Consider the following 24,509-nt stretch of genomic DNA (forward strand, 5'->3'; position numbering starts at 1 on the left):
ACACCTCATTTCCTGCTTCGATGAATTGAAGCTGGCACCGTCAAAACCATCCAACTCGTTGATATTCAAGGAGTTTTACGTTTCGACTGCGCCGGAAGTGGGCGCATTATAGGCTAATAAAATGCGCCGTCCAGCACTAATTTCAGATTTATTCAGCTTTTAGCGTAATTCGCGCAAAAGACTTCTTGCCAGCCTGGCAAACGTGAGTCGAACCCACTGCATATATATAGGAGCGATCAACCACCTCACCATCTATACGCACACCACCCGAGCCCAGCAAATCCCGCGCAACCGCAGAGTTCTTCACCAGGCCTGCTTTATTAAGGACGGCCGCAATCGGCATGTCTTCTGCCGATACGAGCTCAATCTCAGGCAAGTCATCCGGCAACTCACCATCCTTCATCCGGTTACCCGCACCGCGATGAGCACTAGCTGCCGCTTCTTCACCATGGAAACGCGCCACGATCTCTTCAGCCAGCTTGATCTTGATGTCACGCGGATTAGCCCCCGCCTCAACATCAGCACGCAAAGCATTGATTTCGTCCATCGAACGGAAGCTCAGCAATTCGAAGTAACGCCACATCAACGCATCCGGGATAGAAACCAGCTTGCTGTACATCACGCCCGGCGCTTCCTGGATCCCGACGTAGTTACCCAAAGACTTGGACATCTTCTTAACACCGTCCAACCCCTCAAGCAGCGGCATCGTCACGATGCACTGAGCTTCCTGGCCGTAACCGCGCTGCAACTCACGCCCCATCAGCAAGTTGAACTTCTGGTCAGTACCACCCAGCTCAACATCGGCCTTCAGCGCAACAGAGTCATAACCCTGCACCAACGGATAAAGGAACTCATGAATAGCGATTGGCTGGTTGGTGGTGTAGCGCTTATCGAAGTCATCGCGCTCTAGCATGCGAGCAACGGTGTACTGAGACGTCAGACGAATAAAGTCAGCAGGCCCCATTTGATCCATCCAGGTGGAGTTGAACGCCACCTCGGTCTTGGCCGGATCAAGAATCTTGAAGACTTGGGTTTTATAAGTCTCGGCATTATCGAGCACTTGCTCGCGCGTCAGCGGAGGACGCGTAGCACTCTTGCCACTTGGGTCGCCAATCATCCCGGTGAAGTCCCCAATAAGGAAAATCACCTGATGCCCCAGATCCTGGAACTGACGCAGCTTATTAATAAGCACGGTGTGCCCCAAGTGCAGATCCGGCGCCGTCGGGTCGAAACCTGCCTTAATACGCAACGGCTGGCCGCGCTTGAGTTTCTCGACCAATTCAGACTCGACCAGCACCTCTTCGGCACCACGCTTGATTAGCGCTAGCTGCTCTTCAACCGACTTCATATCAGACCCGTAAGGCTCAAATTCAAAAAGGAACCAACCATACAAGATCAGAGACTAATTACAAGTTCTGCCCGGCATATGGCGACCATCCGCCCAGGAAAGGTTCGTCGACTTGCTTCAAGGGTGATTTGGTTATATTTTATACAGTTATTTCATCTTTACCGTGTCAGTCATCTTTTCCAATTCATCCTTTATTCAAAGTCAAATTATCTATGACCAGTCAACCGCCTAAAGCGCCACCGCTTTATCCGAAGACCCACCTGCTTGCCGCAAGTGGTATCGCCGCCCTTTTAAGCTTGGCTTTGTTGGTTTTCCCATCGAGCGAAGTAGAAGCAAAAAGAACAACCCTGAGCCTCGAACTGGAAACCCCTGGCGAGCAACTCAAGCAAGACCAAGGCAGCGAAGAGTTGGTCCAGACGACCAACGACGCCACCCCAGCGCCTTTTGCTCAAATAGAACAGCCAGACAGCACCCCTGAAGCCACCGCCAAAGTCGAAGAACCCAAAGCCCCAAACCATCGTGAAGTGGTCGTTACCAAAGGCGATACGCTGTCTACTTTATTCGAAAAAGTAGGCCTGCCCGCGTCCTCCGTTCATGAAATTTTGGCCAGCGACAAACAAGCCAAGCAATTCAGCCAGCTCAAACACGGCCAGAAACTTGAGTTTGAAATGGGCCCTGACGGTCAGCTAAACAACCTGCACAGCCAGATAAGTGATCTTGAAACCATAACCCTCACCAAAAGCGCCAAGGGCTACACGTTTCGTCGCGTTACCGCACAACCGACTCTCAAATCCGCCTACGTACACGGCGTCATCACCAGTTCCTTGTCTGCCTCCGGCCAGCGTGCAGGCTTGCCACACAGCATGACCATGCAAATGGCCAAGGTGTTCGGCTACGACATCGACTTCGCCCAGGACATCCACCCAGGCGACCAGTTCGAAATCATCTACGAGCAAAAAGTCATTAACGGCAAGACCGTCGGCACCGGCAACATCCTGTCTGCCCGCTTTACCAACCGCGGCAAAACCTACACCGCCGTGCGCTACACCAACAAACAAGGCATCAGCAATTACTACACCGCTGACGGCAACAGCATGCGCAAAGCCTTCATCCGTACTCCAGTTGATTTTGCCCGCATCAGCTCGCGCTTCTCTTCAGGCCGCAAGCACCCCATCCTGAACAAAATCCGTGCCCACAAAGGCGTCGATTATGCGGCTCCGCGCGGCACACCGATCAAAGCAACGGGCGATGGCAAAGTCTTCCTTGCAGGCCGCCAAGGTGGCTACGGCAACACCGTGATCATTCAGCACGGCAATACTTACCGCACCCTGTACGGGCACATGCAAGGCTTCGCCAAAGGCATTAAAACCGGTGGCACAGTGAAGCAAGGCCAAGTGATTGGTTACATCGGTACGACGGGCCTCTCCACCGGCCCGCACCTGCATTACGAGTTCCAGGTCAATGGCGTTCACGTAGACCCGCTTGGCCAAAAGCTGCCAATGGCCGACCCGATTGCAAAAGCCGAGCGCACTCGCTTCCTGCAACAAAGCCAGCCGCTGATGGCCCGCATGAACCAAGAGAAAGCCACTCTCCTGGCTTCGAGCAAGCGCTAAGCCATGGCTCTCTATATAGGCGTAATGTCCGGCACCAGCCTGGACGGTCTGGACATTGCACTTATAGAGCTGGGAGCGAGCATCAAACTGCTCGCCACCCACTACACGCCCATGCCAGATGCACTGCGCAGTGAACTACTGGGTTTGTGCAGCAGCGGACCAGACGAAATAGCCCGTAGCGCAATCGCTGAAAACCATTGGGTCGAACTCGCAGCTCAAGGCATCAATAGCCTGCTCAAGCAGCAGCAACTGTCGCCCAGCGCCATCCGCGCCATTGGTAGCCATGGCCAGACGATCCGGCACGAGCCGACACAAGGTTTCACCGTCCAGATCGGTAACCCTTCCTTGCTGGCAGAGCTCACCCATATTTGCGTAGTGAGTGATTTCCGCCGTCGCGACGTAGCCGCAGGCGGTCAAGGCGCACCGCTGGTTCCAGCCTTCCATGAAGCCTTGTTTACCGATGATGTAGGCTACCGGGCCGTATTGAACGTAGGAGGGTTCAGCAATTTAAGCCTGATTACTCCTGAAAACCCCGTCGCAGGGTTCGACTGCGGCCCGGGGAATGTTCTGCTGGATGCCTGGATACAAACGCAACGCAATGAACTCTATGACCGAAATGGCCAATGGGCAGCCAGCGGCAAGGTCGCTCCTCTTCTGCTCAGCACCTTGCTGAGTGACCCTTTCTTCCAAACAAAAGGCCCAAAGAGCACAGGCCGCGAGGTGTTTAACCTCCCATGGTTGCAGAATCACCTGAACACGCTTCCGGCTTTTGCCGCAGAAGATGTTCAAGCCACCCTGCTGGAGCTCACCGCGCAGACTATCGTGCAGTCACTGCAGGCAGCCCAAGCGAATACCAGCGAACTGTTGGTATGCGGGGGTGGCGCGCATAACGGTGCACTGATGACCCGCCTCGCTCAGTTGCTGGAGCAAACACAGGTCAGCAGCACCCAGGCCAAAGGCGTTGATCCAGACTGGGTTGAGGCGATGGCCTTTGCATGGCTTGCACACTGCTGCCTTGAAAACATCCCCACCAACCGCCCAAGCGTCACCGGCGCGCGCGGCCCGCGTGTTCTGGGCGCTATTTACCCCACCTGATCGCAGACAGCAAAACGCCGCGATTCTACGCGGCGTTAAGGGTGTAGCAGGTATCGCGACATTAAATCGAGAACGATGATCCGCAACCACAGGTCGTGGTTGCATTCGGGTTCTTGATGACAAAACGCGAACCTTCCAGGCCTTCCTGATAATCCACCTCGGCACCCGCCAAGTACTGGAAGCTCATCGGATCGACCACCAGGCTTACGCCTTCGCGCTCGACGATGGTGTCATCGTCGGCCACGTCTTCATCGAAAGTAAAACCATACTGAAAACCGGAACAACCGCCGCCCGTTACAAATACGCGCAACTTCAAACGATCATTACCCTCTTCATCGACCAGGCTCTTCACCTTGTGCGCAGCACCTTCGGTGAATTGCAAAGCCGTGGGGGTGAAGGATTCGACGCTCATGCTGACTATCTCCCGGCGCTATGCCGCCATAATGCGTGATGAAGCGCATTATCCGCTTCTCCTAGAAAAGCGGTCAACTATTAAGGGAGCAGCGGCAAGCTTCAAGTTGCACGCCTGCCGCTCACAACTTGAAGCTTACAGCTGCTCTTACGGCAACATTCCTGCGTGAGACAAGCCCAGGCGCTCATCCAAACCGAACAGGATGTTCATGTTCTGCACCGCTTGGCCAGAAGCCCCTTTAACCAGGTTATCGATAACCGACAACACCACGACCAGGTCGCCGTCCTGCGGGCGGTGCACCGCGATACGGCACACGTTCGCCCCGCGCACACTGCGGGTTTCCGGGTGGCTGCCAGCAGGCATCACGTCGACAAAAGGCTCGTTGGCGTAACGCTTTTCGTACAACGCCTGCAAGTCGACCGAGCGATCCACCACAGTGGCGTAAAGCGTGGAATGAATACCACGAATCATCGGCGTCAGATGTGGGACGAAGGTCAAACCCACGTCTTTACCCGCAGCACGGCGCAGGCCCTGACGAATTTCTGGCAAATGGCGATGCCCTTTTACCGCATAAGCTTTCATGCTTTCGGACGTCTCGGCATACAACGAGCCGACACTGGCACCGCGCCCGGCACCGCTGACTCCCGACTTACAGTCAGCAATCAGCACAGAGGTATCAGCCAGCCCCGCTTCCAGCAACGGCAAAAAGCCCAGCTGAGCAGACGTTGGATAGCAACCCGGTACCGCAATCAGGCGGGCCTGTTTGATCTGCTCGCGGTTAACCTCAGGCAAGCCATAAACAGCTTCCTTCAACAACTCTGGCGCGCCGTGCGGCTGACCGTACCACTTGGCCCACTCATCCGCGTCCTGCAAACGGAAGTCTGCAGACAGGTCGATCACCTTGGTTCCAGCCGCCAGCAATTCACCAGCCAGTGCATGAGCAACGCCGTGAGGCGTGGCGAAAAACACCACATCGCAGGCCGCCAATGTCTGAGTGTCCGGCACGCTGAACGCCAGGCCGTCATAGTGACCGCGCAGGTTCGGGTACAGATCGGCAACTGGCAGGCCCGCCTCGGATCGAGAAGTGATGGCAACCACTTCAGCTTGCGGATGCTGTGCCAGCAAACGCAGTAATTCGACACCGGTGTAACCCGTGCCGCCGACAATACCGACCTTGACCATAACCTGCCCTCAACGAACCCACTGGAAAGCCCTCGATAATAGGGACACCGCGCCCCTGCGACAACCGTCAAGGTGACTCTCAGATGCTCTACTACTACTATTTGGTCTACCGTGAACCTGGGAATAACTAAAAATGCTTTATCTATGGATCAAAGCCTTCCACATCATCAGCATCGTCTGTTGGTTTGCAGGCCTGTTTTACCTGCCCCGCCTCTTTGTTTACCACGCACAAAGCGAAGATTCCGTCAGCAAAGAAAGATTCAGCCTCATGGAACGCAAGCTGTATCGCGGCATCATGGGCCCCGCAATGATCGCCACCCTGATCTTCGGCGGCTGGCTGCTCTACCTGACCCCGGGCTTTCTCAGCCAAGGGTGGATGCACGCCAAACTGACCCTCGTGTTCCTGCTGATCGGTTATCACCACATGTGTGGCGCTCAGGTAAAACGCTTTGCCCGTGGCGAGAACACGCGCAGCCACGTGTTTTATCGCTGGTTCAACGAAGTCCCTGTTTTATTCCTGCTGGCCATCGTCATCCTGGTGGTGGTCAAACCGTTCTGAATTTAACTCTCCCAACTCTGAGGTTATCCAATGTCACTGCCTGCTTTGCTGGATCAACGCTTGCGCCTGCCGGTAGTTGCCGCGCCCATGTTCCTGATTTCCAACCCGCAACTCGTCCTGGCGTGTTGCCGCAATGGTGTCGTGGGCAGCTTTCCGGCGCTCAATCAACGTGACAGCAGTGGTTTCAAAGCCTGGCTTGAAGAGATCGAAGCCGGGCTGGCGACATTGGAAAACCCGGCGCCCTACGCCGTTAACCTGATTGTGCACAACAGCAACCCACGGCTGCAGGCGGATCTGGCGATTTGCATTGAGCATAAAGTGCCCATCGTCATCACCAGCCTGGGCGCAGTTAAAGAGGTCGTTGATGCCGTCCACAGTTATGGCGGACTGGTTTTCCACGATGTGACCACCCGCCGCCATGCCGAAAAAGCCGCAGAAGCGGGTGTCGATGGCCTGATTGCAGTGGCCGCAGGCGCCGGTGGCCATGCTGGCACCTGGAGCCCGCTCGCGCTGGTGGCAGAGATTCGTCAGTTCTTCGACAAAACCATTCTGCTGGCCGGTTGCATCAACCACGGCCACGAAATTTTGGCCGCTCAGGTGTTGGGCGCAGACCTCGCCTACTTGGGTACACGCTTTATCAGCACCCAGGAAAGCCATGCCCCTGACGCGTATAAAGAGATGCTTCTGGCCTCCCATGCCGCCGATATCATCCACACCGCGGCGGTATCGGGCGTACCCGCCAGCTTTATGCGTCAAAGCCTTGAGAATGCAGGTTTTGATCTGGCAGCCCTTAAAACCCAGGGCGAAGTAAAACTCAAGCCGCTCACCGACGAAGCCAAAGCCTGGAAAACCGTATGGTCCGCGGGTCAGGGTGTAGGAGAAATCACCGATCTCCCGACAACCGAGCAATTAATTACCCGCATGGACGAGGAGTACCGCACAGCGTTAAGCCTTACCTCACAGCTGGCCCAGCACTGGCCGCGACACTGACACCTAGAAGCCCGCCCACCCGGCGGGCTTTTTTAAAGACACACCGACAAGGAAGCCTTCATGCCAGAACCAATCCCGGGCAATACACCCTCAGAAGCACCTTTCGCCACGCTGGACCCTCTGGGGTTTGACGGTCGCATTGGCCGTTTGCGATTTTTGGTCTGGAGCACCGTGATCACCCTCATTGCTATCGTGACCGGGGTATTGGTACTGCTGGCCGTCAATGTTTCACCCACATTGGGTATTACCTGTGGCGTAACACTGGCCATTGCTTATGCGTTCATTAGCCTGAGAATTGGCGCCCAGCGCCTGCATGACCTCAATTGGTCCGCCTGGATGTTACTGCTGCATCTGGTACCGATGGCCAACCTGGTGCTCGCGGTCATGATGCTCCTGATGCCCGGCACAGAAGGCCCGAATAAATACGGCCCGCCGCCACCGCCCAACAACCGCTCAGTCACCATCGGCGCGTGGATCATCATTTTCTTTATCGGTTTGAGCCTGTTCGTGATGGCGGCGCTCTTCGCTTTAGGCCTAATGGCAACGTTGATCAACGCAGCCACCAGCAACACCCTGTAAACTGCGCAGCTAAATGAACGCGTTAACGCCAGGGACATCATTGTCACCGGACTGTACCGTTGCGATGGAGAGAAACATGACCCGTTACGCTTTGATCACTGGCGCTTCCAGTGGCATCGGCCTGGCCTTGGCAGAAGCGCTTGCCCGCCGCGGGCGCAGCCTCATCCTGGTTGCCCGTCAGCGCGATGCGCTGGAAAGCATTGCGCTTGAGTTGACCCAGCGTTTCGGTGTCGAGGTCTTGTTCCGCGCCTGTGACTTGGGCGAGCCCTTGCGCCTGTCGGGCTTCTTGCTGGAACTGGAAGAAGGTGACCGGCAAATCGACTTGCTGATCAACTGCGCCGGTATTGGCACTTGCGGGCCATTCCTCGCCCATGACTGGAGCGCCGAGCAAGACCTGATCGAGCTCAACATCCTGGCCCTGACCCGCATGTGCCATGCCATTGGCAACATGATGGCCGTGCAGGGTGGCGGGCAAATCCTCAACGTTTCCTCGATCGCCGCCTACCAGCCCGGCCCGTGGCTTAGCACCTACTTCGCGAGTAAAGCGTATGTACTGCATTTCTCCGAGGGCTTACGCGAAGAAGTGAAAAAAACCGGCATCAAAGTCTCGGTGCTCTGCCCCGGTGTCACCCGCACCGGCTTTTTCGACGCGGCAAACATGAACCCGGAAGCCGTCAAACGTAATAAAAGTGCCCTGAGCCCCGAAGAAGTTGCCCTTTTCACTGTGCGGGCTCTCGACAAGAACAAGGCGATTATCATGCCCGGCTGGCGCAACCGCTGGCTCACGCGTATGCCACGCCTGCTTTCTCGTTGGCTGACCCGCAAAATCGCAGCCTCAGTGAACAAATCTTACTGCCCGCGTTAACGAGGCTGGGCGTAATCCGTGTCCGTGAGTACACTCAGACCGGACTTCACTCACGGAGACAACGCTTTGGATACTCTGTTCACCAAAATCATCAACCGTGAAATACCGGCCAAGATCATCTACGAGGATGATCAAGTGCTGGCTTTTCACGATATTGCCCCCCAAGCGCCGATTCACTTTTTGGTCATTCCAAAAAAACACATCGCCACCCTCAATGACCTGACCGAAGAAGACAAACCGCTGGCCGGTCATATCCTGTTTACCGCGCAGCGCCTGGCCAAAGAGCTGGGTTGCGAAGACGGTTTTCGCGTGGTGATGAACTGCAATGAAAATGGAGGCCAGACGGTTTACCACATTCACATGCACGTCCTGGGTCAGCGCCAGATGAACTGGCCGCCGGGCTGATCGCCCTGCCCGACCGTATACACAGTGGGGGCCACCGCTCCCACGCCGCCGCATGATCCAACGCAAACCCTGCCTGCGCGTTTGAGGTAAACTGGCCGCCGTGATTTTTTCCGGAGGTAAGCATGACTACCCAACGTCACTACTCGCCGATTGACCGTCTCCTGTTGCAAGCCGATACCGCCATGCGCACCCTGCTGCCCTTCAGTGGTCAGCCGCATCGCCCTTCCCCGGCCATTGTCAAAACCGAAAAGCCGCTCGATGAAAAAACCGCCCGCCACGTGGCCGGGCTGATGCGCATCAACCATACCGGCGAGGTATGCGCCCAAGCGCTGTACCAAGGGCAGGCCTTGACCGCCAAATTGCCCCACGTGCGCGAAGCGATGGAACATGCCGCCGAAGAAGAAATCGACCACTTGGCCTGGTGCGAACACCGTATCCACCAACTGGGCAGCCATACCAGCGTGCTCAACCCGCTGTTCTACGGCATGTCATTTGGCATTGGCGCTGTCGCCGGCCTGATCAGCGACAAGGTCAGCCTCGGCTTTGTTGCCGCAACTGAAGACCAAGTGTGCAAACACCTCAACGAGCACCTTGAGCAACTGCCTGCCGAAGATGAAAAATCGCGCGCCATCCTCGAGCAGATGCGCCTCGACGAAGAGCAACACGCCGAGTCAGCACTGAACGCGGGCGGCTACCGCTTCCCGGCGCCGGTAAAATTTGGCATGAGTCTGCTGGCGAAAGTCATGACCAAAAGCACCTATCGCATCTGATCCCGGCATGCGGGCCATAAAAAAGGCGGTTACCTCTCGGTAGCCGCCTTTTTTTGTTGCGCGAAACCTTACCCCATATTGCGGGCGTAGAAGATTTCGAGCATTTCATGCTTCACGCGCTCAGTGACCTGCGCACGTTGTTCAACCGACAGATTGCTGGTCGCGTCGCCGAACAGGTAATTATCCAGTTCGAAGTTCTTGAGCAGCATCTTGGTGTGGAACAGGTTTTCCTGGTACACGTTCACGTCGGTCATCTGGTAACCGTCGCGAGTGTCTTCGGAGAGGTAGTTCTGGATCGAGTTGATCTCGTGATCGATAAAGTGCTTTTTGCCTTCTACGTCGCGGGTAAAACCACGCACACGATAGTCGACCGTCACGATATCCGAATCAAACTGATGGATCAGATAGTTGAGAGCTTTAAGCGGTGAAATAACGCCGCACGTCGACACGTCGATATCCACACGGAAAGTCGCAATACCGTCCACAGGATGAATCTCTGGATAGGTGTGTACCGTGATATGACTTTTGTCGAGATGACCCAAAATGGTCTCAGGCAGCGGGCCAGGGGATTCTTCGATCTGGCTTTCGGTAGGCGTTACCGGTTGCTCAGAAATCAGAATAGTGACGCTGGCGCCTTGTGGATCGTAATCCTGACGAGCGATGTTCAGGATATTGGCCCCAATGATATCGACCACATCTGTGAGGATCTGCGTCAGGCGTTCTGCGTCGTACTCTTGATTGATGTACTCAACGTATGCCTGCTGGTCTTGCGGGGTTTCCGCGTAGCAGATGTCATAGATGTTGAAGCTCAAGGTCTTTGTCAGGTTATTGAACCCGTGGAGCTTGAGTTTGCTTTTCACCGTTATAAAACTCTCTATGTCGATGCGGCTCGGCCGCGTGATCCAGCATGCCCGTCAAGTGCGTGGACGCACCTGCGTAGGACGGTTAACACCTCTTCGCGATGGCGATTTTGGTTATTTGTTCGGACGTGAGCCGGGGTTATTCCCTGCCACTGCCCTTAAAAAAGTGGCGCATTATGCAGACGTCAGCTTCTGATCGCCAGAGTCTGCAATGCTTTTATGTAAATTGGATGTCGGCTCAGCCTAGCTCAACAATTTCATAATCGTGGCTAATAGCTACACCTGCTGCGCCCAGCATGATCGACGCCGAGCAATACTTCTCGGCAGACAGCTCGATGGCACGCTTAACCTGAGCTTCTTTCAGGCCACGGCCCTTGACGACAAAGTGCAGGTGGATCTTGGTGAACACTTTTGGGTCTTCAGTGGCGCGTTCTGCTTCCAGAAAAGCCTCGCAGCTTTCAACCGGCTGACGCGACTTCTTGAGGATACTGACGACATCGAAGTTGCTGCAGCCGCCGAGCCCCAGCAGGAGCATTTCCATAGGTCTTACACCCAAGTTGCGACCGCCACTCTCAGGAGGGCCGTCCATGACAACCACATGGCCACTCCCTGATTCGCCCAGAAACATGGCTTCACCTGCCCATTGAATGCGTGCCTTCATCACCCAGACTCCACTGTTCTAAAAGGGGCGCCAGCTTAGCACAGGGCCTTAAAGCGGTGACTCACCGCACCAAAGGCTTTATCCGTCAGCCCATAATAAAAAATCTACAAACCATACAGAATCTGTCTGTTAAGCTGGCGCCAAATCACTGGCGCCAGCCAGCCAGCGCTCTATATAAAATTAGATCTGCCCCTTACTGTGTACGCTTTCGGGATACAACCATGGTTGCTATTACCCCTCTATCCAAGATCAAGAATCTCGACAAATTTTTGACTCATTGCCAACGCAGACGCTATCCAACCAAGAGCAATATCATCTGCGCAGGCGAACACTCACACACGCTGTTTTTCATCCTCAAAGGCTCTGTCACCATCCTGATTGAGGACGACGAAGGGCGCGAGATGATCATTGCCTACCTCAACTCAGGCGACTTCATTGGCGAGCTGGGTTTGTTTGAACAGGCAGGGCAAGAACAACCCCGCAGCGCTTGGGTTCGAGCCAAGACTGAATGCGAAGTCGCAGAGATCAGCTACGTAAAGTTCCGAGAGTACGCACAACAAGAACCCGAGATTCTCTACTCCCTGAGCGGCCAGATTGCTCAGCGTCTGCGTAACACCACCCGCAAGGTGGGAGACTTGGCGTTCTTTGATGTCACCGGGCGGGTCGCACGTTGCTTGCTGGACCTGTGCAAACAGCCCGACGCCATGACCCACCCGGACGGGATGCAGATCAAAATCACGCGTCAGGAAATCGGCAGAATCGTCGGCTGTTCACGAGAGATGGTCGGCCGTGTGCTCAAAGGTCTTGAAGAACAAAACCTGGTCAGCGTCAAAGGCAAAACCATGGTGGTGTACGGCACCCGCTAAGGGCGCAGCAGGGGCGCCAGAATCTGTTGATAACTGGCCCCCAGGCGCTCGAAGAAATCGGGCGCGGCAAACACTTCATGCAAGGCAATATGGCTGTCAGCGAGGCAGTGTTGATCTTGCGCACAGCGCTGATTGAAACGATTGACGGCAGCCACCATCGACTCACGTTCATCCTCAACCAGCAATGCACCGTGCACCAGACCCACAGGCCGTTGGCCGCCCTGGCTTTGGCGCCAGCGCTGAGCCGTGCCAACCAGTTTGCGGGCATTGAGATTGACGTTAAAACGGCCATCACAAAAGGCGCCTTCGACTTCGCCTAAAGACGCCGTGCCACCCAAGGCCGTCAACAGATCACAGATCGGGTCGCACAAGCGGCGATAGGCCGTTTCGATACGACCGTGATCGCCTTCGCTGCGGGGCGGTGCATACACCAGCGCGATATTGACCGTAGAAGGCGATTGAGGAACGGGCTCTCCACCCGTCTCACGCAACAAAATCGGCCAACCAATGGCGGCCAATTCAACACTGGCTTGATCAAACCCGGCCAACCGGCTCAAACGCCGAGGCATCACCAGCGCAAGGTCAGTGGGCTGCCAGAACAGCACACCCGCCTCAGCCTGCCCTGCACACACCGAAGCCAGCAAATCCTGCTCGGCTTTAAGACCTGCTTCGACGGTGAGTTGCTGGATAAGCGCCATAGAGACCTGCCTGAGACAAAACGGGTTAGTCCAGCGTCGAGCCTGCCACGTGCACGCTGCGCTCCGGGAAGAACAAACGCTGCAGCTCAACGCCTGGCTGTTCAGCGCGCATAAACACCTCACCGACGAGGAACGAATACACCTCGCTGATTTCCATCAGCTCAACGTCGGCGCGGTTGAGAATCCCGCTCTCGGTTACCACCAAGCGATCTCGCGGCACCCGTGGCAACAAGTCCAGCGTGGTTTCCAGGCTGACCTCAAAGGTGTGCAAATTGCGGTTGTTGATACCCACCAGCGGGGTATCCAGGATCTTCAAGGCACGTTCCAGCTCATCGGCATCGTGCACTTCAACCAGCACATCCAGGTTGACGCTTTTGGCAACGGCAGCCAGTTCGGCCATCTTCACGTCATCCAGCGCAGAGACGATCAGCAAAACGCAATCCGCCCCCAACGCGCGCGCTTCAACGATCTGATAAGGATCGATCATGAAGTCCTTGCGGATCACCGGCAACTTGCACGCCGCACGGGCTTGTTGCAGGTAAGCATCGGCACCCTGAAAGTAGTCAACGTCGGTCAAAACCGACAAACACGTTGCGCCGCCCAGCTCATAACTTTTGGCAATGTCGGCCGGAACAAAATCTTCGCGGATCACGCCCTTGCTCGGCGATGCCTTTTTAATTTCGGCAATCACAGCCGGTTGCTTCAGCTTGGCCTGAGCCAACAAGGCTTTAGCAAAGCCGCGTACAGGATCAGCCTGAGCCGCCAGACCTTCAAGCTCCGCCAGGCTCACGCGTGCGCTGCGCTCGGCGACTTCTTGAACTTTGCGCGCCAGAATTTTTTCCAGAACGGTAGGCACACTCATGCTTCATTCTCCTGCTTGAAGATCGCGGTAAAGGCGCCCAGCTCTTCGAGTTTTTCTCGCGCCAGACCTGTGTGCAACGCATCGTGGGCCAAAGCCACACCCTCTTTGAGCGTGTAGGCAAGGTCAGCGGCGTACAGCGCAGCGCCGGCATTGAGTACGATCATTTCAGCGGCCTTCTGGCCAGCCTCAGTTTTGCGACGGCCCAAGGCATCGCGGATCAGCTCCAATGATTGCGCCGGGCTATCCACCACCAGGCCAAACAAACTCTGGCTCTTTATACCCAAGTCTTCTGGCTGAACCCAGTACTCAGTGATTTCACCTTTTTTCAGCTCAGCCACAAACGTTGGTGCGGCCAGGCTGAATTCATCAAGACCGTCTTGCGAATGCACCACCAGCACGTGTTTGCTGCCCAGACGCTGCAACACTTCAGCCAGCGGACGGCACAGCGCCTGGTTGAACACCCCGACCACTTGATGCAACACACCAGCCGGATTCGTAAGCGGGCCAAGCATGTTGAACAAGGTGCGCAGCCCCAGGTCGCGACGCGGGACGGCCGCGTGCTTCATGGCGCCGTGATGGGACTGGGCAAACATAAAGCCAATGCCAACGCTGTCGATGCAACGCGCCACCTGAACAGGTGTCAGGTTCAGGTACACACCGGCAGCCTCAAGCAGGTCGGCACTGCCGCTTTTGCCCGACACCGCACGGTTACCGTGTTTGGCCACCGTGCAACCGGCAGCAGAAATCACCAGGGCAGACGCCGTGGAGACGTTGAAAATGTTCGCGCCATCACCCCCGGTGCCGACGATATCCACCACGCCGTCCAGGGTATTGAGCTCGACCTTGTCCGCCAACTCACGCATGGCCGTGACGGCACCAACGATTTCGTCGATGCTCTCGCTCTTCATGCGCATGCCCATCATGAACGCGCCAATCTGCGCTTCAGTGCATTGGCCGGTCATGATGTCGCGCATTACATCGCGCATCTCGGTTTCGCTCAAATCAAGGTGACCGACGATACGGCTCAGGGCTGTTTTGATATCCATAAGAAGTCCTTAGCGCGTGCCGCCAGTTTGTTTGAGGAAGTTAGCGAACAGTTCGTGGCCCTGCTCAGTCAGAATCGACTCCGGGTGAAATTGCACCCCTTCGATGTTCAGCGTTTTGTGGCGCAGGCCCATGATCTCGTCAACCGAACCATCGGCATGTTGCGTCCAGGCCGTGAGTTCCAGGCACTCCGGCAGGGTTTCACGCTTGACCACCAGCGAGTGGTAACGCGTCACCGTCAGCGGGTTATTCAGGCCCTGGAATACACCCGTGTCCAGGTGATAGACCGGGCTGGTTTTACCGTGCATCACTTGCCGGGCGCGAACCACGTCACCGCCAAAGGCCTGGCCGATGGACTGATGGCCCAGGCACACACCCAGAATCGGCAGCTTGCCGGCAAAGTACTTGATCGCTTCAAGGGAAATGCCCGCCTCATTAGGCGTGCACGGGCCGGGCGAGACCACTATGCGCTCAGGTTTGAGCGCCTCGATCTGGGCCACGGTCAATTCGTCGTTGCGCACCACTTTGACCTCGGCACCCAACTCGCCGAGATATTGCACAACGTTGTAAGTAAAAGAGTCGTAATTGTCGATCATCAGCAACATGGCAAAGCTCCTCAGGCGTCGGATGCAGGGGTTTGTTCAGCGAGCGCTACGGCACGAAACATCGCGCGACGTTTATTCAGCGTCTCTTCCCACTCCAGGGCCGGTACCGAGTCAGCGACAATGCCGCCGCCGGCTTGTACGTGCAATTCGCCATCTTTGATCACTGCGGTCCGAATCGCGATGGCCGTGTCCATGTTGCCGTTCCAGGCGAAATAACCGACTGCGCCGCCATACACGCCACGCTTGACCGGTTCCAGTTCGTCGATGATCTCCATCGCGCGAATTTTCGGTGCACCCGACAACGTGCCCGCAGGCAAAATGGCGCGCAACGCGTCCATTGCGGTCAGGCCGTTTTTGAGCTGGCCAGTGACGTTAGACACAATGTGCATCACGTTGGAGTAACGCTCGATCACCATCTTCTCGGTGAGCTTCACCGAACCGGTTTCCGAAACGCGCCCCGTGTCGTTACGCCCAAGGTCAATCAGCATCAAATGCTCGGCAATTTCCTTGTCATCCCCCAGCAGGTCCTTTTCCAGCGCCAGGTCCGCTTCTTCCGTGGCGCCGCGTGGGCGAGTCCCGGCAATCGGGCGCACGGTAATCAGATTGTCTTCCACCCGCACCAGCACTTCCGGCGAACTGCCCACCACGTGGAAGTCACCAAAGTTGAAGAAGTACATATACGGCGTCGGGTTGAAGCAACGCAGCGCGCGGTAAAGATCAATCGGCGCAGCCTTGAAGTCGATCGACATGCGCTGCGACGGCACAACCTGCATGCAGTCGCCCGCCAGGATGTAGTCCTTGATCGTATCGACGGCTTTTTCGTAGTCGGCCTGGGTGAAGCTGGAACGGAACACCGGATCTGCCGCTTGCTGCTGGGTGAAATCCAGGCCACGGCGCGGGGCAATCGGTTGGCGCAACTGCTCAAGCAACGCCTCAAGACGCGCCTGGCCCTCGTCATAGGCATCGGCCTCAGACGGATCCACCAGCACGATTGCGTGCATCTTGCCGGCCAGGTTATCGAACACCACAACAGCGTCCGACACCATCAGCAAAATGTCCGGCACGCCCAGCGGGTCCGGGTTCGGGCATTTACCCAAACGCTTCTCGACATAACGCACGCAGTCGTAGCCGAAATACCCCACCAGACCGCCGTTAAAACGCGGCAGACCGGCAATGGTCGGTACGTTGTAACGCGCCTTGAAGGCCTCAACGAAAGCCAGCGGGTCTTCAACGTCATGAGCTTCGATTTCTACACCGTCGTGGGTGATGCGGATCTGCTGCTCATGGGCACGCAACACCGTGCGGCATGGCAAACCAATGATCGAATAACGCCCCCACTTCTCGCCGCCCTGCACCGACTCCAGCAGATAGGAGTTGGGCTGGTCGGCCAGTTTCAGGTAGATCGACAGCGGCGTGTCGAAGTCAGCAAGGGTTTCACGTGCAAGCGGGATACGGTTGTAGCCAGCAGCGGCCAAGCGCAGGAATTCTTCGCGGATCATGAGGTGCCTCGTGGTCTGAGGTAAAACAGTCAGGTATGCAAACGTGCCGGATCTCCGGCCAGATAAAAGTCAGGCGCGCCAACGCCAACGGGCCAGGGCCTTGATAACTTTCATCCAGAGTTTGCGAGTGACCACCACGATGGAATCTCTTTGAGAGGGGTGAACAGGAGCGCCCAACGTTATCTCAGGCGCCGAATCTAAGCAACCGGCTATCAGCTCTTGCAGGTTATCAATGACCGCATCCGGTGATTCTTCGGCAATCGGTCGGCCATGGTTATAGCCGTAGCTCAGCGCAACACAGCGCACACCTGCGGCCTTGGCCGCCAGCACGTCATTGCGCGAATCGCCGACAAACAGCGACTCCTGCGGGGTTACACCGGCCATTTTCATGACAAAAAACAGCGCTGCAGGGTCCGGTTTTTTCTGCGCCATGGTATCGCCGCCGACAATCCAGCGAAAAAACCGGCCCAGCTTCATCTCATCCAGCAGGGGCGCCACAAACCGCTCGGGTTTGTTGGTAATCAGGGCCATCTCAACGCCCTGCTTTTGCAGCCACTTGAGGCTTTCGCGCACACCCGGGTAAACCTTGGTGTGTTCATGGCCGCCCGCGTAGGCTTCCATGAAAATTTCCAGCGCCTGCTCGGCTTCGGCGTCATCGACGCCCTTGGCGTCCATGTTGCCCGCCAGCGCACGGCGCACCAGCAACGGCGCACCGTTGCCGACCCACATCCGCACGTTCTCGATACCCGCTGGTGGGCGCCCCAGTTTGAGCAGCATGGTCTCAACGGCGACGGCCAGATCTGGAACCGAGTCGATCAAGGTCCCATCCAGATCGAACATCACCAATTTAGGCAGCGGCCCCTGGAGCGACTGCTCAAAACGGCTCATGGGCGCGCCAACGCAAGCTCGGCGCGCATTTTCTGGATGACGTCTTCGTAGTTAGGCGTGTTGAAAATGGCCGAACCGGCGACAAAGGTGTCTGCACCGGCTTCAGCGATTTCACGGATATTGCCGACGTTCACGCCACCATCGATTTCCAGGCGGATATCGCGGCCCGAAGCGTCGATCAGTGCACGGGCTTCGCGCAGCTTGTTCAACGTACCGGGGATGAACTTCTGCCCGCCAAAACCCGGGTTAACGCTCATCAGCAAGACCATGTCGACCTTGTCCATCACGTACTTGAGCACATCCAGCGGCGTGGCCGGGTTAAACACCAGGCCCGCCTTGCAGCCGCCTTCGCGGATCAACTGCAAAGAGCGGTCAATGTGCTGAGTGGCTTCGGGGTGGAAGGTGATGTAAGTCGCACCGGCTTCGATAAAGTCGCCAATGATCCGGTCGACCGGGCTGACCATCAAGTGGGCATCAATGGGCGCGGTAATGCCGTACTTGCGCAGCGCGGCGCAGACCATCGGGCCGATGGTCAGGTTAGGGACGTAATGATTGTCCATGACATCGAAGTGCACGATATCAGCGCCCGCGGCGAGTACATTGTCGACTTCCTCGCCCAGGCGGGCGAAATCGGCAGAGAGAATCGATGGGGCAATAGCGAAGGGCTGCATAACGCACCTTTTAATAAGCAAATCACGGTGGCGGGCATTGTATACGCCCTGCCAAGAAGCGCCACCGCACCGTGATGATTGGCGCCTAATGCCAACTTCACGACCGCTTCCCGCCCGATCGCAGCCTGAGGCAGCGACTACAGGGCACATACCTATGTAGTCGCTGCCGAAGGCTGCGATAAGGGCCGAAGGACCTTCCAGCAATATCTTGCGAATAAAGACTGCGGCTACTTCTACGCCCAACTGCTAGTTTTAAAAAACACGGACCTAAACGAGGGCAAAGGAATGCCGCGTTGCTATACCAGCAATCGCCTATTAAAAGGCCGCTACTCCGAAACCGGACGACTGTATCTGCTCACCACGGCAACTGATCAACGACGTCCTGTTTTTGAAGACTTTCAGTTAGGCAGGCTTTTAGTCGATCAATTTAAACAAGCCCATGACGAAGGCATCGTGACATCAAAAGCATGGGTCGTGATGCCGGACCATTTTCATTGGTTAGTCGAACTGAACAACAAAACACTGGGCGAATTAATGTGCCGCATCAAGTCACGCAGCAGCGTGACCGTTAACAACGCCAGCCAGTCCAGTGGTCGACTGTGGCAAAAGGGTTATCACGACAGGGCATTGCGCCGTGAAGATGACCTCAAGGCAACCGCCCGTCACATCGTACAAAACCCGATCCGTGCGGGCCTGGCCACACGAATCGGGGACTATCCCTTATGGGATGCGTGCTGGATGTAACCCTTACGCCTGGGCCGTGCGCATTTTTTCGCTGCGCCCGCGCAACCACTCCAGGGTCAGCAACAACACCACCGAGAAGGCAATCAACAAGGTCGCCGCAGCGGCAATGGTCGGGCTGAGGTTTTCGCGGATGCCGCTGAACATCTGCCGTGGCAAGGTCGCTTGTTCGGGCCCGGCCAAAAACAGGGTCACGACCACTTCATCAAACGAGGTCGCAAAGGCAAACAGCGCCCCCGAAATCACCCCCGGCGCAATCAGTGGCAAGGTCACCCGGCGGAACGCCGTCAGCGGCGAAGCCCCCAGGCTGGCCGCAGCACGCACCAGGTTCTGGTTGAAGCCCTGCAAGGTCGCTGACACGGTGATGATCACAAACGGCACACCCAACACCGCGTGCACCACGATCAACGAAAAGTAGCTATTACCCAGGCCCAGCGGCGCAAAAAACAAGTAGCTGGCCACACCGATAATCACCACCGGCACCACCATTGGCGAAATGACCAAGGCCATCACCAGCGCCTTGCCCGGGAAGTGCCCCCGGGTCAGGCCAATGGCCGCCAACGTACCAAAAACCATGGCCAGCAACGTCGCGGCAGGCGCCACGATCACGCTGTTTTTCAAGGCCCGCATCCACTCCGCCGAGCCAAAGAAATCCTGGTACCAGTGCAGCGAAAAGCCCTGCAACGGATACACCAGAAAGCTGCCCGAGTTGAAGGACAACGGGATGATCACCAGCACCGGCAAAATCAGAAACAACAGGATCAGCCCACACAGAATGCGCAAGCTGTAAAACCACACCCGCTCAATGGGCGACATATAAGGACTCAGCATGGCGATCTCCTTAGCTCAAGCGCAGGCGGCTGGCGCCTACCAGCCAGTTGTAAATCAGATAAAGCACCACAGTCGCCAACAGCAGCAGGCCGCCCAATGCCGTCGCCATACCCCAGTTGATGCTGGTGTTGGTGTAGAACGCCACGAAGTAACTGACCATTTGATCGTTCGGGCTGCCCAGCAAGGCCGGGGTGATGTAGTAGCCAATCGCAATGATGAACACCAGCAAGCAACCCGCGCCCACACCGGCATAGGTCTGTGGGAAATACACTCGCCAGAAACTGGCAAACGGGTGGCAACCGAGTGAGATCGCTGCGCGCATATAGGTCGGAGAAATGCCTTTCATCACGCTGTAGATCGGCAAAATCATGAACGGCAACAAGATGTGCACCATCGCGATGTAGACACCTGTGCGGTTGAACACCAGCTCCAGCGGCTTATCAATGATGCCCAAGCTCATCAGCCCGCTATTGATCAGGCCACCCGATTGCAACAAGACAATCCAGGCGGCGACCCGAACCAGCACCGAGGTCCAGAACGGCAACAGCACCAGAATCATCAACAGGTTGCTTTTGCGTGCTGGCAAGTTGGCCAACAGGTAGGCCAGCGGATACGCCAGCACCAGGCAGATGCAGGTGATGACAAAACCCATCCAGAACGTACGCGCAAAAATGTCCAGATAGATCGACTGATCCGGGGTGGCCGGGGCTATTTCGCCCAAGTCGTCAATACGGTGATCAACGGAGGCCAACAGGTAAAACGGGGTAACGCTTGAGGTGTTGCGCTTGATCGCCTGCCAATAAGCCGGGTCGCCCCAGCGCTCGTCCAGGCCTTCCATCGCGTCTTTGTAAGACGCTGGCTGCGCCTTGAACGGCAGCCCCTTGGCGGTTTTCATCAGCAGGCTGCGGTAGCCGGCCAATTCCATGTTCAGACGCTTGGACAAATCACCCAACACTTGATTCTTGCGGGCTTCGGCCAAGTCTTCGCTCAACGCCTGGTACACCGGCTCAGCGGGCAAGCCCTTACCGTCCCAGCTGTGCACGGCCACCACTGTACGCGGCAAACCCTCTACCACTTCCGGGTTACCGACACTTTTGTAGAGCAGGGCCGCGATGGGCACCAGGAACACCAGCAACAAGAAAATAACCAACGGTGCGATCAGGGCCTGCGCTTTCCAGCGATTAACCCGTTCGGCACGCTTTAGGCGTTTTTTCAACGACGTGTTGGAGACCTCGTTCAGGGGAACGGCGATGGCCATGGCGAACTCCGGAAATCTTTAAACGATGGCGGCGTGGCCAGATCAGCCACGCCGCCGTTGCGTAGTGCTTACTTGGCAGCCCAGGCGTTGAAACGCTGCTCCAGTTGCTCACCGTTATCAGCCCAGAAGCTGACGTCGATTTGCACCTGGTTAACGATGTTTTGCGGGGCGGTCGGCATGTCTTCCTGCACGTCTTTAGGCAGCAAAGGCATGGCTTCTTTGTTCGCCGGGCCGTACGCAATGTTTTGCGAGTAGAGGCTCTGCTGTTGCGGCTGCAAGGTGAAGGCCATGAACTTCTTCGCCACGTCGGCTTTAGCCTTGCTCAGGCCTTTAGGGATGGCCCATGCATCGAAATCATAAATGCCGCCATTCCAGACAATCTTCAGATTGCTTTCTTTCTGTACCGCCGCGATCCGGCCGTTGTACGCCGAGCTCATGACCACGTCGCCAGAGGCCAGGTACTGCGGCGGCTGAGCGCCCGCTTCCCACCATTGGATGAAAGGCTTGAGCTCATCGAGTTTTTTGAAGGCGCGGTTCTGCCCGTCCTTGCTCGCCAGCACGGTGTACACATCTTTCGGCGCCACGCCGTCGGCCATCAAGGCAAATTCGAGGGTGTACTTGGCACCTTTACGCAGACCGCGCTTGCCCGGGAATTTTTGCGTGTCCCAGAAATCCGCCCAGCTGGTCGGTGCGGTTTTCAGTTTGTCTGCGTTGTATGCCAATACCGTTGACCACACGAAGAAGCCCGCGCCGCAGGTCTGGATTGCGCCTTTTACGTACTGGTCCGGGTTGCCAAACAGTGCAGGGTCCAGCGCTTCAAACATGTCTTCATCGCAACCACGGGCCAGTTCTGGCGACTCCACTTCTACCAGGTCCCAGGAGATGCTTTTGGTGTCGACCATGGCCTTGATCTTGGCCATTTCACCGTTGTACTCACCGGCGATGATTTTGCCGTCGCCCTTGGTTTCCCACGGCTGGTAAAACGCTTTGACCTGCGCCGCCTTGTTCGCGCCGCCAAACGACACCACGGTCAGGTCAGTCGCGGCCAGCGCACTGCCCGCAAACATCAGGCCGAGGCTCAGAGCCGTTAACTTTAAAGTCTTGTGCATTGTGTGTTCTCCGCTGTGCAGGGTGGGTGAAGCCGGGCGATCAATTCGCCTCTAATACAGGGTCCAGCGCACGTACATGTTCGACTTGCCAGCCCAGCGGCACGACGTCACCGACGGCCAGGGTGGGGTCCAGCTCGGCAATCGGCTGTTTCACAAAGAAATCGGTCTTGCCGCAGACTTCCAGACGAACCCGGACGTGGTCGCCCAGATAGATAAATTCTTCGACACGCCCCGAGAAACGGTTGGCGCAGGACTCGCTCGCGTCCTTGAGGGTAATGCGCTCGGGACGAATCGACAGCGTCACCGGATCACCCGTGCGGCCCACATTCACGGCCAGCGCCTGAACCTTCTCGCCACGGCTCAACTCGACCACGCAGCGCTCCCCGTCCTGGCTGTGCAGGCGGCCGCTGAGGCGGTTGTTCTCACCAATAAAGTTGGCCACAAAGGTGTTTTTGGGCTCTTCGTAGAGGGTACGCGGCGGGGCAATCTGCTGGATCTCGCCCTGATGGAACACCGCCACCCGGTCCGACATCGTCAGCGCTTCGCCCTGGTCATGGGTCACGTACACCACGGTCACGCCCAGGCGTTGGTGCAGGTGCTTGATCTCCATCTGCATGTGTTCACGCAGCTGTTTGTCCAGTGCGCCCAATGGTTCGTCCATCAGGACCAACTGCGGCTCAAACACCAGCGCCCGCGCCAGGGCAACACGCTGCTGCTGGCCACCCGACAATTGCGCCGGGTAACGCTGCGCAAACGCTTCGAGCTGGACCATGCTGAGGACTTTTTTCACCCGCTCGCTGACATCGGTGCGGTTGAGGCCGCGCACCGACAACGGAAACCCGAGGTTTTCAGCCACAGTCATGTGCGGGAACAAGGCGTAGTTCTGAAACACCATGCCGATGTCGCGCTTGTGCGGCGGCACATTATTGATGGCCCGCCCGGCCAGCAAAATCTCGCCTGCGGTCGGCGTTTCAAAGCCGGCCAGCATCATCAGACTGGTGGTTTTGCCCGAACCGGACGGTCCGAGCAAGGTCAGAAACTCGCCTTTGCGAATATCCAGATTAAGATCTTTGACGATCAGGTTTTCGCCGTCATAGCTCTTTTGCACGCCACGGAAGCTGACCAATACATCACTCGCCCCAGCGCTTGCACCGACCTCACTCATAACCGCACCTTTTGTTTTGGACTGCTGTAGTCCAAGACTAAAGAAGGTGCCAGCCCGCAGAAATCGGGGCGCAGGAGAGATTTACATCAGCAGGCTGGAAGGCTCTTTGTAGGGATTGCCCTATAGCGATGTCGCAAACAGAACGCACCCTGCCACCCGGCCCAACGATTACGTTGAGAGTCGTCATAAAACTGTCGCAAACAGATATGCACCCTCAAAGAAACCTGTAGGAGCGAGCTTGTCTCGCGATCTTTTTTGCCTTCTAAAAATCGCGAGGCAAGCTCGCTCCTACGGTTCAAATCAACTTATGCTCCATCGCATACTTCACCAACTCCGCCAGCGAAGTGACATTGAGCTTCTGCATCAACCGCGCTTTATGGGTGCTGATGGTCTTGCTGCTCAGCGCCAGTTGCTGGGCAATGTCGTTGACGTTCGCGCCTTGGGCCAGGCGCTCAAACACCGAAAACTCGCGCTCGGACAACAACGCGTGCAGCGGCCGCTCATCCGTCAGCCCCACCTCAAACACCATGCGATCTGCCAGCTCGGGGTCGATATAACGCCCACCCGCCGCCACCTTGCGAATCGCGGTCAACAGCAGTGCCGGGTCGCTGTCTTTGGTGGCATAGCCCGCCGCGCCAAACTTCAAGGCACGGGCCGCCATTTGCGCTTCGTCGTGCATCGACAACACCAAAATAACCGGCGGGTTGTTCAACGCACGAATCCGCGGGATGGCCTCCAGCCCATTCACCCCCGGCATGGAGATATCCAGCAGCACCACTTCACACGGCACATGGCGCAAGGTTTCAAGCAATTGCTCACCATTGCTCGCCTCGCCCACCACCAACAAGTCTTTCGCCAGGCCGATCAATTGCTTGATGCCTTCACGCACGATGGTGTGATCTTCTGCTACCAGTACACGAATCACAGGTCCTT

The 24,509-nt window shown here is 56.7% G+C and carries 27 protein-coding genes; 10 read left to right on the forward strand and 17 right to left on the reverse strand.

Translation table 11 applies throughout. From position 1 onward, the window contains the following. Positions 1–148 precede the first annotated feature (148 nt). Positions 149–1,348 (reverse strand): tyrosine--tRNA ligase, encoded by a 1,200-nt coding sequence (tyrS, locus tag GHO32_RS14255; protein ID WP_123750923.1) that lies wholly within the window; start codon positions 1,346–1,348, stop codon positions 149–151. 212 nt (positions 1,349–1,560) lie between these two features. Here tyrS and GHO32_RS14260 point away from each other — a divergent pair, with 212 nt between their 5' ends. Continuing rightward, positions 1,561–2,961: a peptidoglycan DD-metalloendopeptidase family protein gene (locus GHO32_RS14260; RefSeq protein ID WP_153335046.1), complete on the forward strand. Its 1,401-nt coding sequence runs from the start codon at positions 1,561–1,563 to the stop codon at positions 2,959–2,961. A gap of 3 nt (positions 2,962–2,964) precedes the next feature. Continuing rightward, positions 2,965–4,056 carry an anhydro-N-acetylmuramic acid kinase gene (locus GHO32_RS14265; protein WP_153335047.1) on the forward strand — a complete coding sequence of 364 codons (1,092 nt, stop codon included), beginning with the start codon at positions 2,965–2,967 and terminating at the stop codon, positions 4,054–4,056. A gap of 61 nt (positions 4,057–4,117) precedes the next feature. Here GHO32_RS14265 and erpA read toward each other — a convergent pair whose 3' ends face one another. Next, positions 4,118–4,468: an iron-sulfur cluster insertion protein ErpA gene (erpA, locus tag GHO32_RS14270; protein ID WP_048372172.1), complete on the reverse strand. Its 351-nt coding sequence runs from the start codon at positions 4,466–4,468 to the stop codon at positions 4,118–4,120. Positions 4,469–4,615: 147 nt separating this feature from the next. Next, complete coding sequence (gene argC / locus GHO32_RS14275; RefSeq protein WP_048389637.1) at positions 4,616–5,650, reverse strand: N-acetyl-gamma-glutamyl-phosphate reductase; 1,035 nt, start codon at positions 5,648–5,650, stop codon at positions 4,616–4,618. Positions 5,651–5,783: 133 nt separating this feature from the next. Between argC and hemJ the strand changes: the two genes are divergently transcribed. The 6 genes from hemJ to coq7 all read left to right on the forward strand — a co-directional run bounded on the left by hemJ (position 5,784) and on the right by coq7 (position 9,818). Further along, complete coding sequence (hemJ, locus tag GHO32_RS14280) at positions 5,784–6,209, forward strand: protoporphyrinogen oxidase HemJ (RefSeq protein WP_048372176.1); 426 nt, start codon at positions 5,784–5,786, stop codon at positions 6,207–6,209. Positions 6,210–6,239: 30 nt separating this feature from the next. After that, the gene (locus tag GHO32_RS14285; RefSeq protein ID WP_153335048.1) at positions 6,240–7,199 is read left to right on the forward strand and encodes a nitronate monooxygenase family protein; all 960 of its coding nucleotides are present in this window, start codon (positions 6,240–6,242) and stop codon (positions 7,197–7,199) included. Positions 7,200–7,259: 60 nt separating this feature from the next. Then, positions 7,260–7,778 carry a DUF805 domain-containing protein gene (locus GHO32_RS14290; protein WP_153335049.1) on the forward strand — a complete coding sequence of 173 codons (519 nt, stop codon included), beginning with the start codon at positions 7,260–7,262 and terminating at the stop codon, positions 7,776–7,778. Positions 7,779–7,854: 76 nt separating this feature from the next. Further along, positions 7,855–8,643 carry an SDR family oxidoreductase gene (locus tag GHO32_RS14295; RefSeq protein WP_153335050.1) on the forward strand — a complete coding sequence of 263 codons (789 nt, stop codon included), beginning with the start codon at positions 7,855–7,857 and terminating at the stop codon, positions 8,641–8,643. 66 nt (positions 8,644–8,709) lie between these two features. Continuing rightward, positions 8,710–9,048: a histidine triad nucleotide-binding protein gene (locus tag GHO32_RS14300; RefSeq protein ID WP_153329208.1), complete on the forward strand. Its 339-nt coding sequence runs from the start codon at positions 8,710–8,712 to the stop codon at positions 9,046–9,048. A gap of 122 nt (positions 9,049–9,170) precedes the next feature. Then, entirely contained in the window at positions 9,171–9,818 is a 648-nt protein-coding gene (gene coq7 / locus GHO32_RS14305) for a 2-polyprenyl-3-methyl-6-methoxy-1,4-benzoquinone monooxygenase (protein ID WP_048372185.1), read from the forward strand. Between the two features lie 68 nt (positions 9,819–9,886). On the opposite strand, the gene speD is transcribed toward coq7, so the two are convergent. After that, positions 9,887–10,678, reverse strand: a complete 792-nt coding sequence (gene speD, locus GHO32_RS14310) for an adenosylmethionine decarboxylase (RefSeq protein ID WP_048372186.1) — start codon at positions 10,676–10,678, stop codon at positions 9,887–9,889. Positions 10,679–10,916: 238 nt separating this feature from the next. Beyond that, entirely contained in the window at positions 10,917–11,339 is a 423-nt protein-coding gene (locus tag GHO32_RS14315) for an OsmC family protein (protein WP_048372189.1), read from the reverse strand. Positions 11,340–11,560: 221 nt separating this feature from the next. Here GHO32_RS14315 and crp point away from each other — a divergent pair, with 221 nt between their 5' ends. Continuing rightward, positions 11,561–12,205: a cAMP-activated global transcriptional regulator CRP gene (gene crp, locus GHO32_RS14320; protein ID WP_048372190.1), complete on the forward strand. Its 645-nt coding sequence runs from the start codon at positions 11,561–11,563 to the stop codon at positions 12,203–12,205. Here the strand turns inward: crp and GHO32_RS14325 are convergent. The 7 genes from GHO32_RS14325 to rpe form a co-directional block, all read right to left on the reverse strand. Then, positions 12,202–12,903, reverse strand: a complete 702-nt coding sequence (locus GHO32_RS14325; protein ID WP_153335051.1) for a lipoate--protein ligase family protein — start codon at positions 12,901–12,903, stop codon at positions 12,202–12,204. The genes crp and GHO32_RS14325 overlap by 4 nt on opposite strands. A 25-nt stretch (positions 12,904–12,928) precedes the next feature. Beyond that, positions 12,929–13,765 carry an indole-3-glycerol phosphate synthase TrpC gene (gene trpC, locus GHO32_RS14330; RefSeq protein ID WP_153335052.1) on the reverse strand — a complete coding sequence of 279 codons (837 nt, stop codon included), beginning with the start codon at positions 13,763–13,765 and terminating at the stop codon, positions 12,929–12,931. Then, entirely contained in the window at positions 13,762–14,811 is a 1,050-nt protein-coding gene (trpD, locus tag GHO32_RS14335) for an anthranilate phosphoribosyltransferase (protein WP_153335053.1), read from the reverse strand. Before trpD ends, trpC begins: the two co-directional genes overlap by 4 nt. 9 nt (positions 14,812–14,820) lie before the next feature. Beyond that, on the reverse strand, positions 14,821–15,414 hold the full coding sequence (locus GHO32_RS14340; protein ID WP_048372197.1) for an aminodeoxychorismate/anthranilate synthase component II: 594 nt from the start codon (positions 15,412–15,414) through the stop codon (positions 14,821–14,823). An 11-nt stretch (positions 15,415–15,425) separates the two neighbouring features. After that, entirely contained in the window at positions 15,426–16,913 is a 1,488-nt protein-coding gene (trpE, locus tag GHO32_RS14345) for an anthranilate synthase component I (RefSeq protein WP_153335054.1), read from the reverse strand. Between the two features lie 69 nt (positions 16,914–16,982). After that, the gene (locus GHO32_RS14350) at positions 16,983–17,801 is read right to left on the reverse strand and encodes a phosphoglycolate phosphatase (RefSeq protein ID WP_153335055.1); all 819 of its coding nucleotides are present in this window, start codon (positions 17,799–17,801) and stop codon (positions 16,983–16,985) included. After that, the gene (gene rpe / locus GHO32_RS14355) at positions 17,798–18,472 is read right to left on the reverse strand and encodes a ribulose-phosphate 3-epimerase (protein WP_153335056.1); all 675 of its coding nucleotides are present in this window, start codon (positions 18,470–18,472) and stop codon (positions 17,798–17,800) included. Before rpe ends, GHO32_RS14350 begins: the two co-directional genes overlap by 4 nt. 285 nt (positions 18,473–18,757) lie before the next feature. On the opposite strand from rpe, the gene GHO32_RS14360 reads away from it, so the two are divergent. Then, positions 18,758–19,216: a transposase gene (locus GHO32_RS14360; RefSeq protein ID WP_153335057.1), complete on the forward strand. Its 459-nt coding sequence runs from the start codon at positions 18,758–18,760 to the stop codon at positions 19,214–19,216. A 3-nt stretch (positions 19,217–19,219) separates the two neighbouring features. Here the strand turns inward: GHO32_RS14360 and GHO32_RS14365 are convergent, their stop codons facing one another. The 5 genes from GHO32_RS14365 to GHO32_RS14385 form a co-directional block, all read right to left on the reverse strand. Next, positions 19,220–20,044: an ABC transporter permease gene (locus GHO32_RS14365; protein WP_153338143.1), complete on the reverse strand. Its 825-nt coding sequence runs from the start codon at positions 20,042–20,044 to the stop codon at positions 19,220–19,222. 10 nt (positions 20,045–20,054) lie between these two features. Further along, positions 20,055–21,302 carry an ABC transporter permease gene (locus GHO32_RS14370; protein ID WP_048372205.1) on the reverse strand — a complete coding sequence of 416 codons (1,248 nt, stop codon included), beginning with the start codon at positions 21,300–21,302 and terminating at the stop codon, positions 20,055–20,057. Positions 21,303–21,370: 68 nt separating this feature from the next. After that, the gene (locus GHO32_RS14375; RefSeq protein WP_048372207.1) at positions 21,371–22,411 is read right to left on the reverse strand and encodes an ABC transporter substrate-binding protein; all 1,041 of its coding nucleotides are present in this window, start codon (positions 22,409–22,411) and stop codon (positions 21,371–21,373) included. A 40-nt stretch (positions 22,412–22,451) separates the two neighbouring features. After that, a complete protein-coding gene (locus GHO32_RS14380; RefSeq protein WP_123750912.1) occupies positions 22,452–23,576 on the reverse strand; it encodes an ABC transporter ATP-binding protein in 1,125 nt (374 codons plus the stop codon). 295 nt (positions 23,577–23,871) lie between these two features. Further along, positions 23,872–24,501: a response regulator transcription factor gene (locus tag GHO32_RS14385; protein ID WP_048372210.1), complete on the reverse strand. Its 630-nt coding sequence runs from the start codon at positions 24,499–24,501 to the stop codon at positions 23,872–23,874. Between the last annotated feature and the right edge of the window lie 8 nt (positions 24,502–24,509).

Source organism: Pseudomonas sp. FSL R10-2189, assembly GCF_009600325.1.
Lineage (GTDB): Bacteria > Pseudomonadota > Gammaproteobacteria > Pseudomonadales > Pseudomonadaceae > Aquipseudomonas > Aquipseudomonas helleri.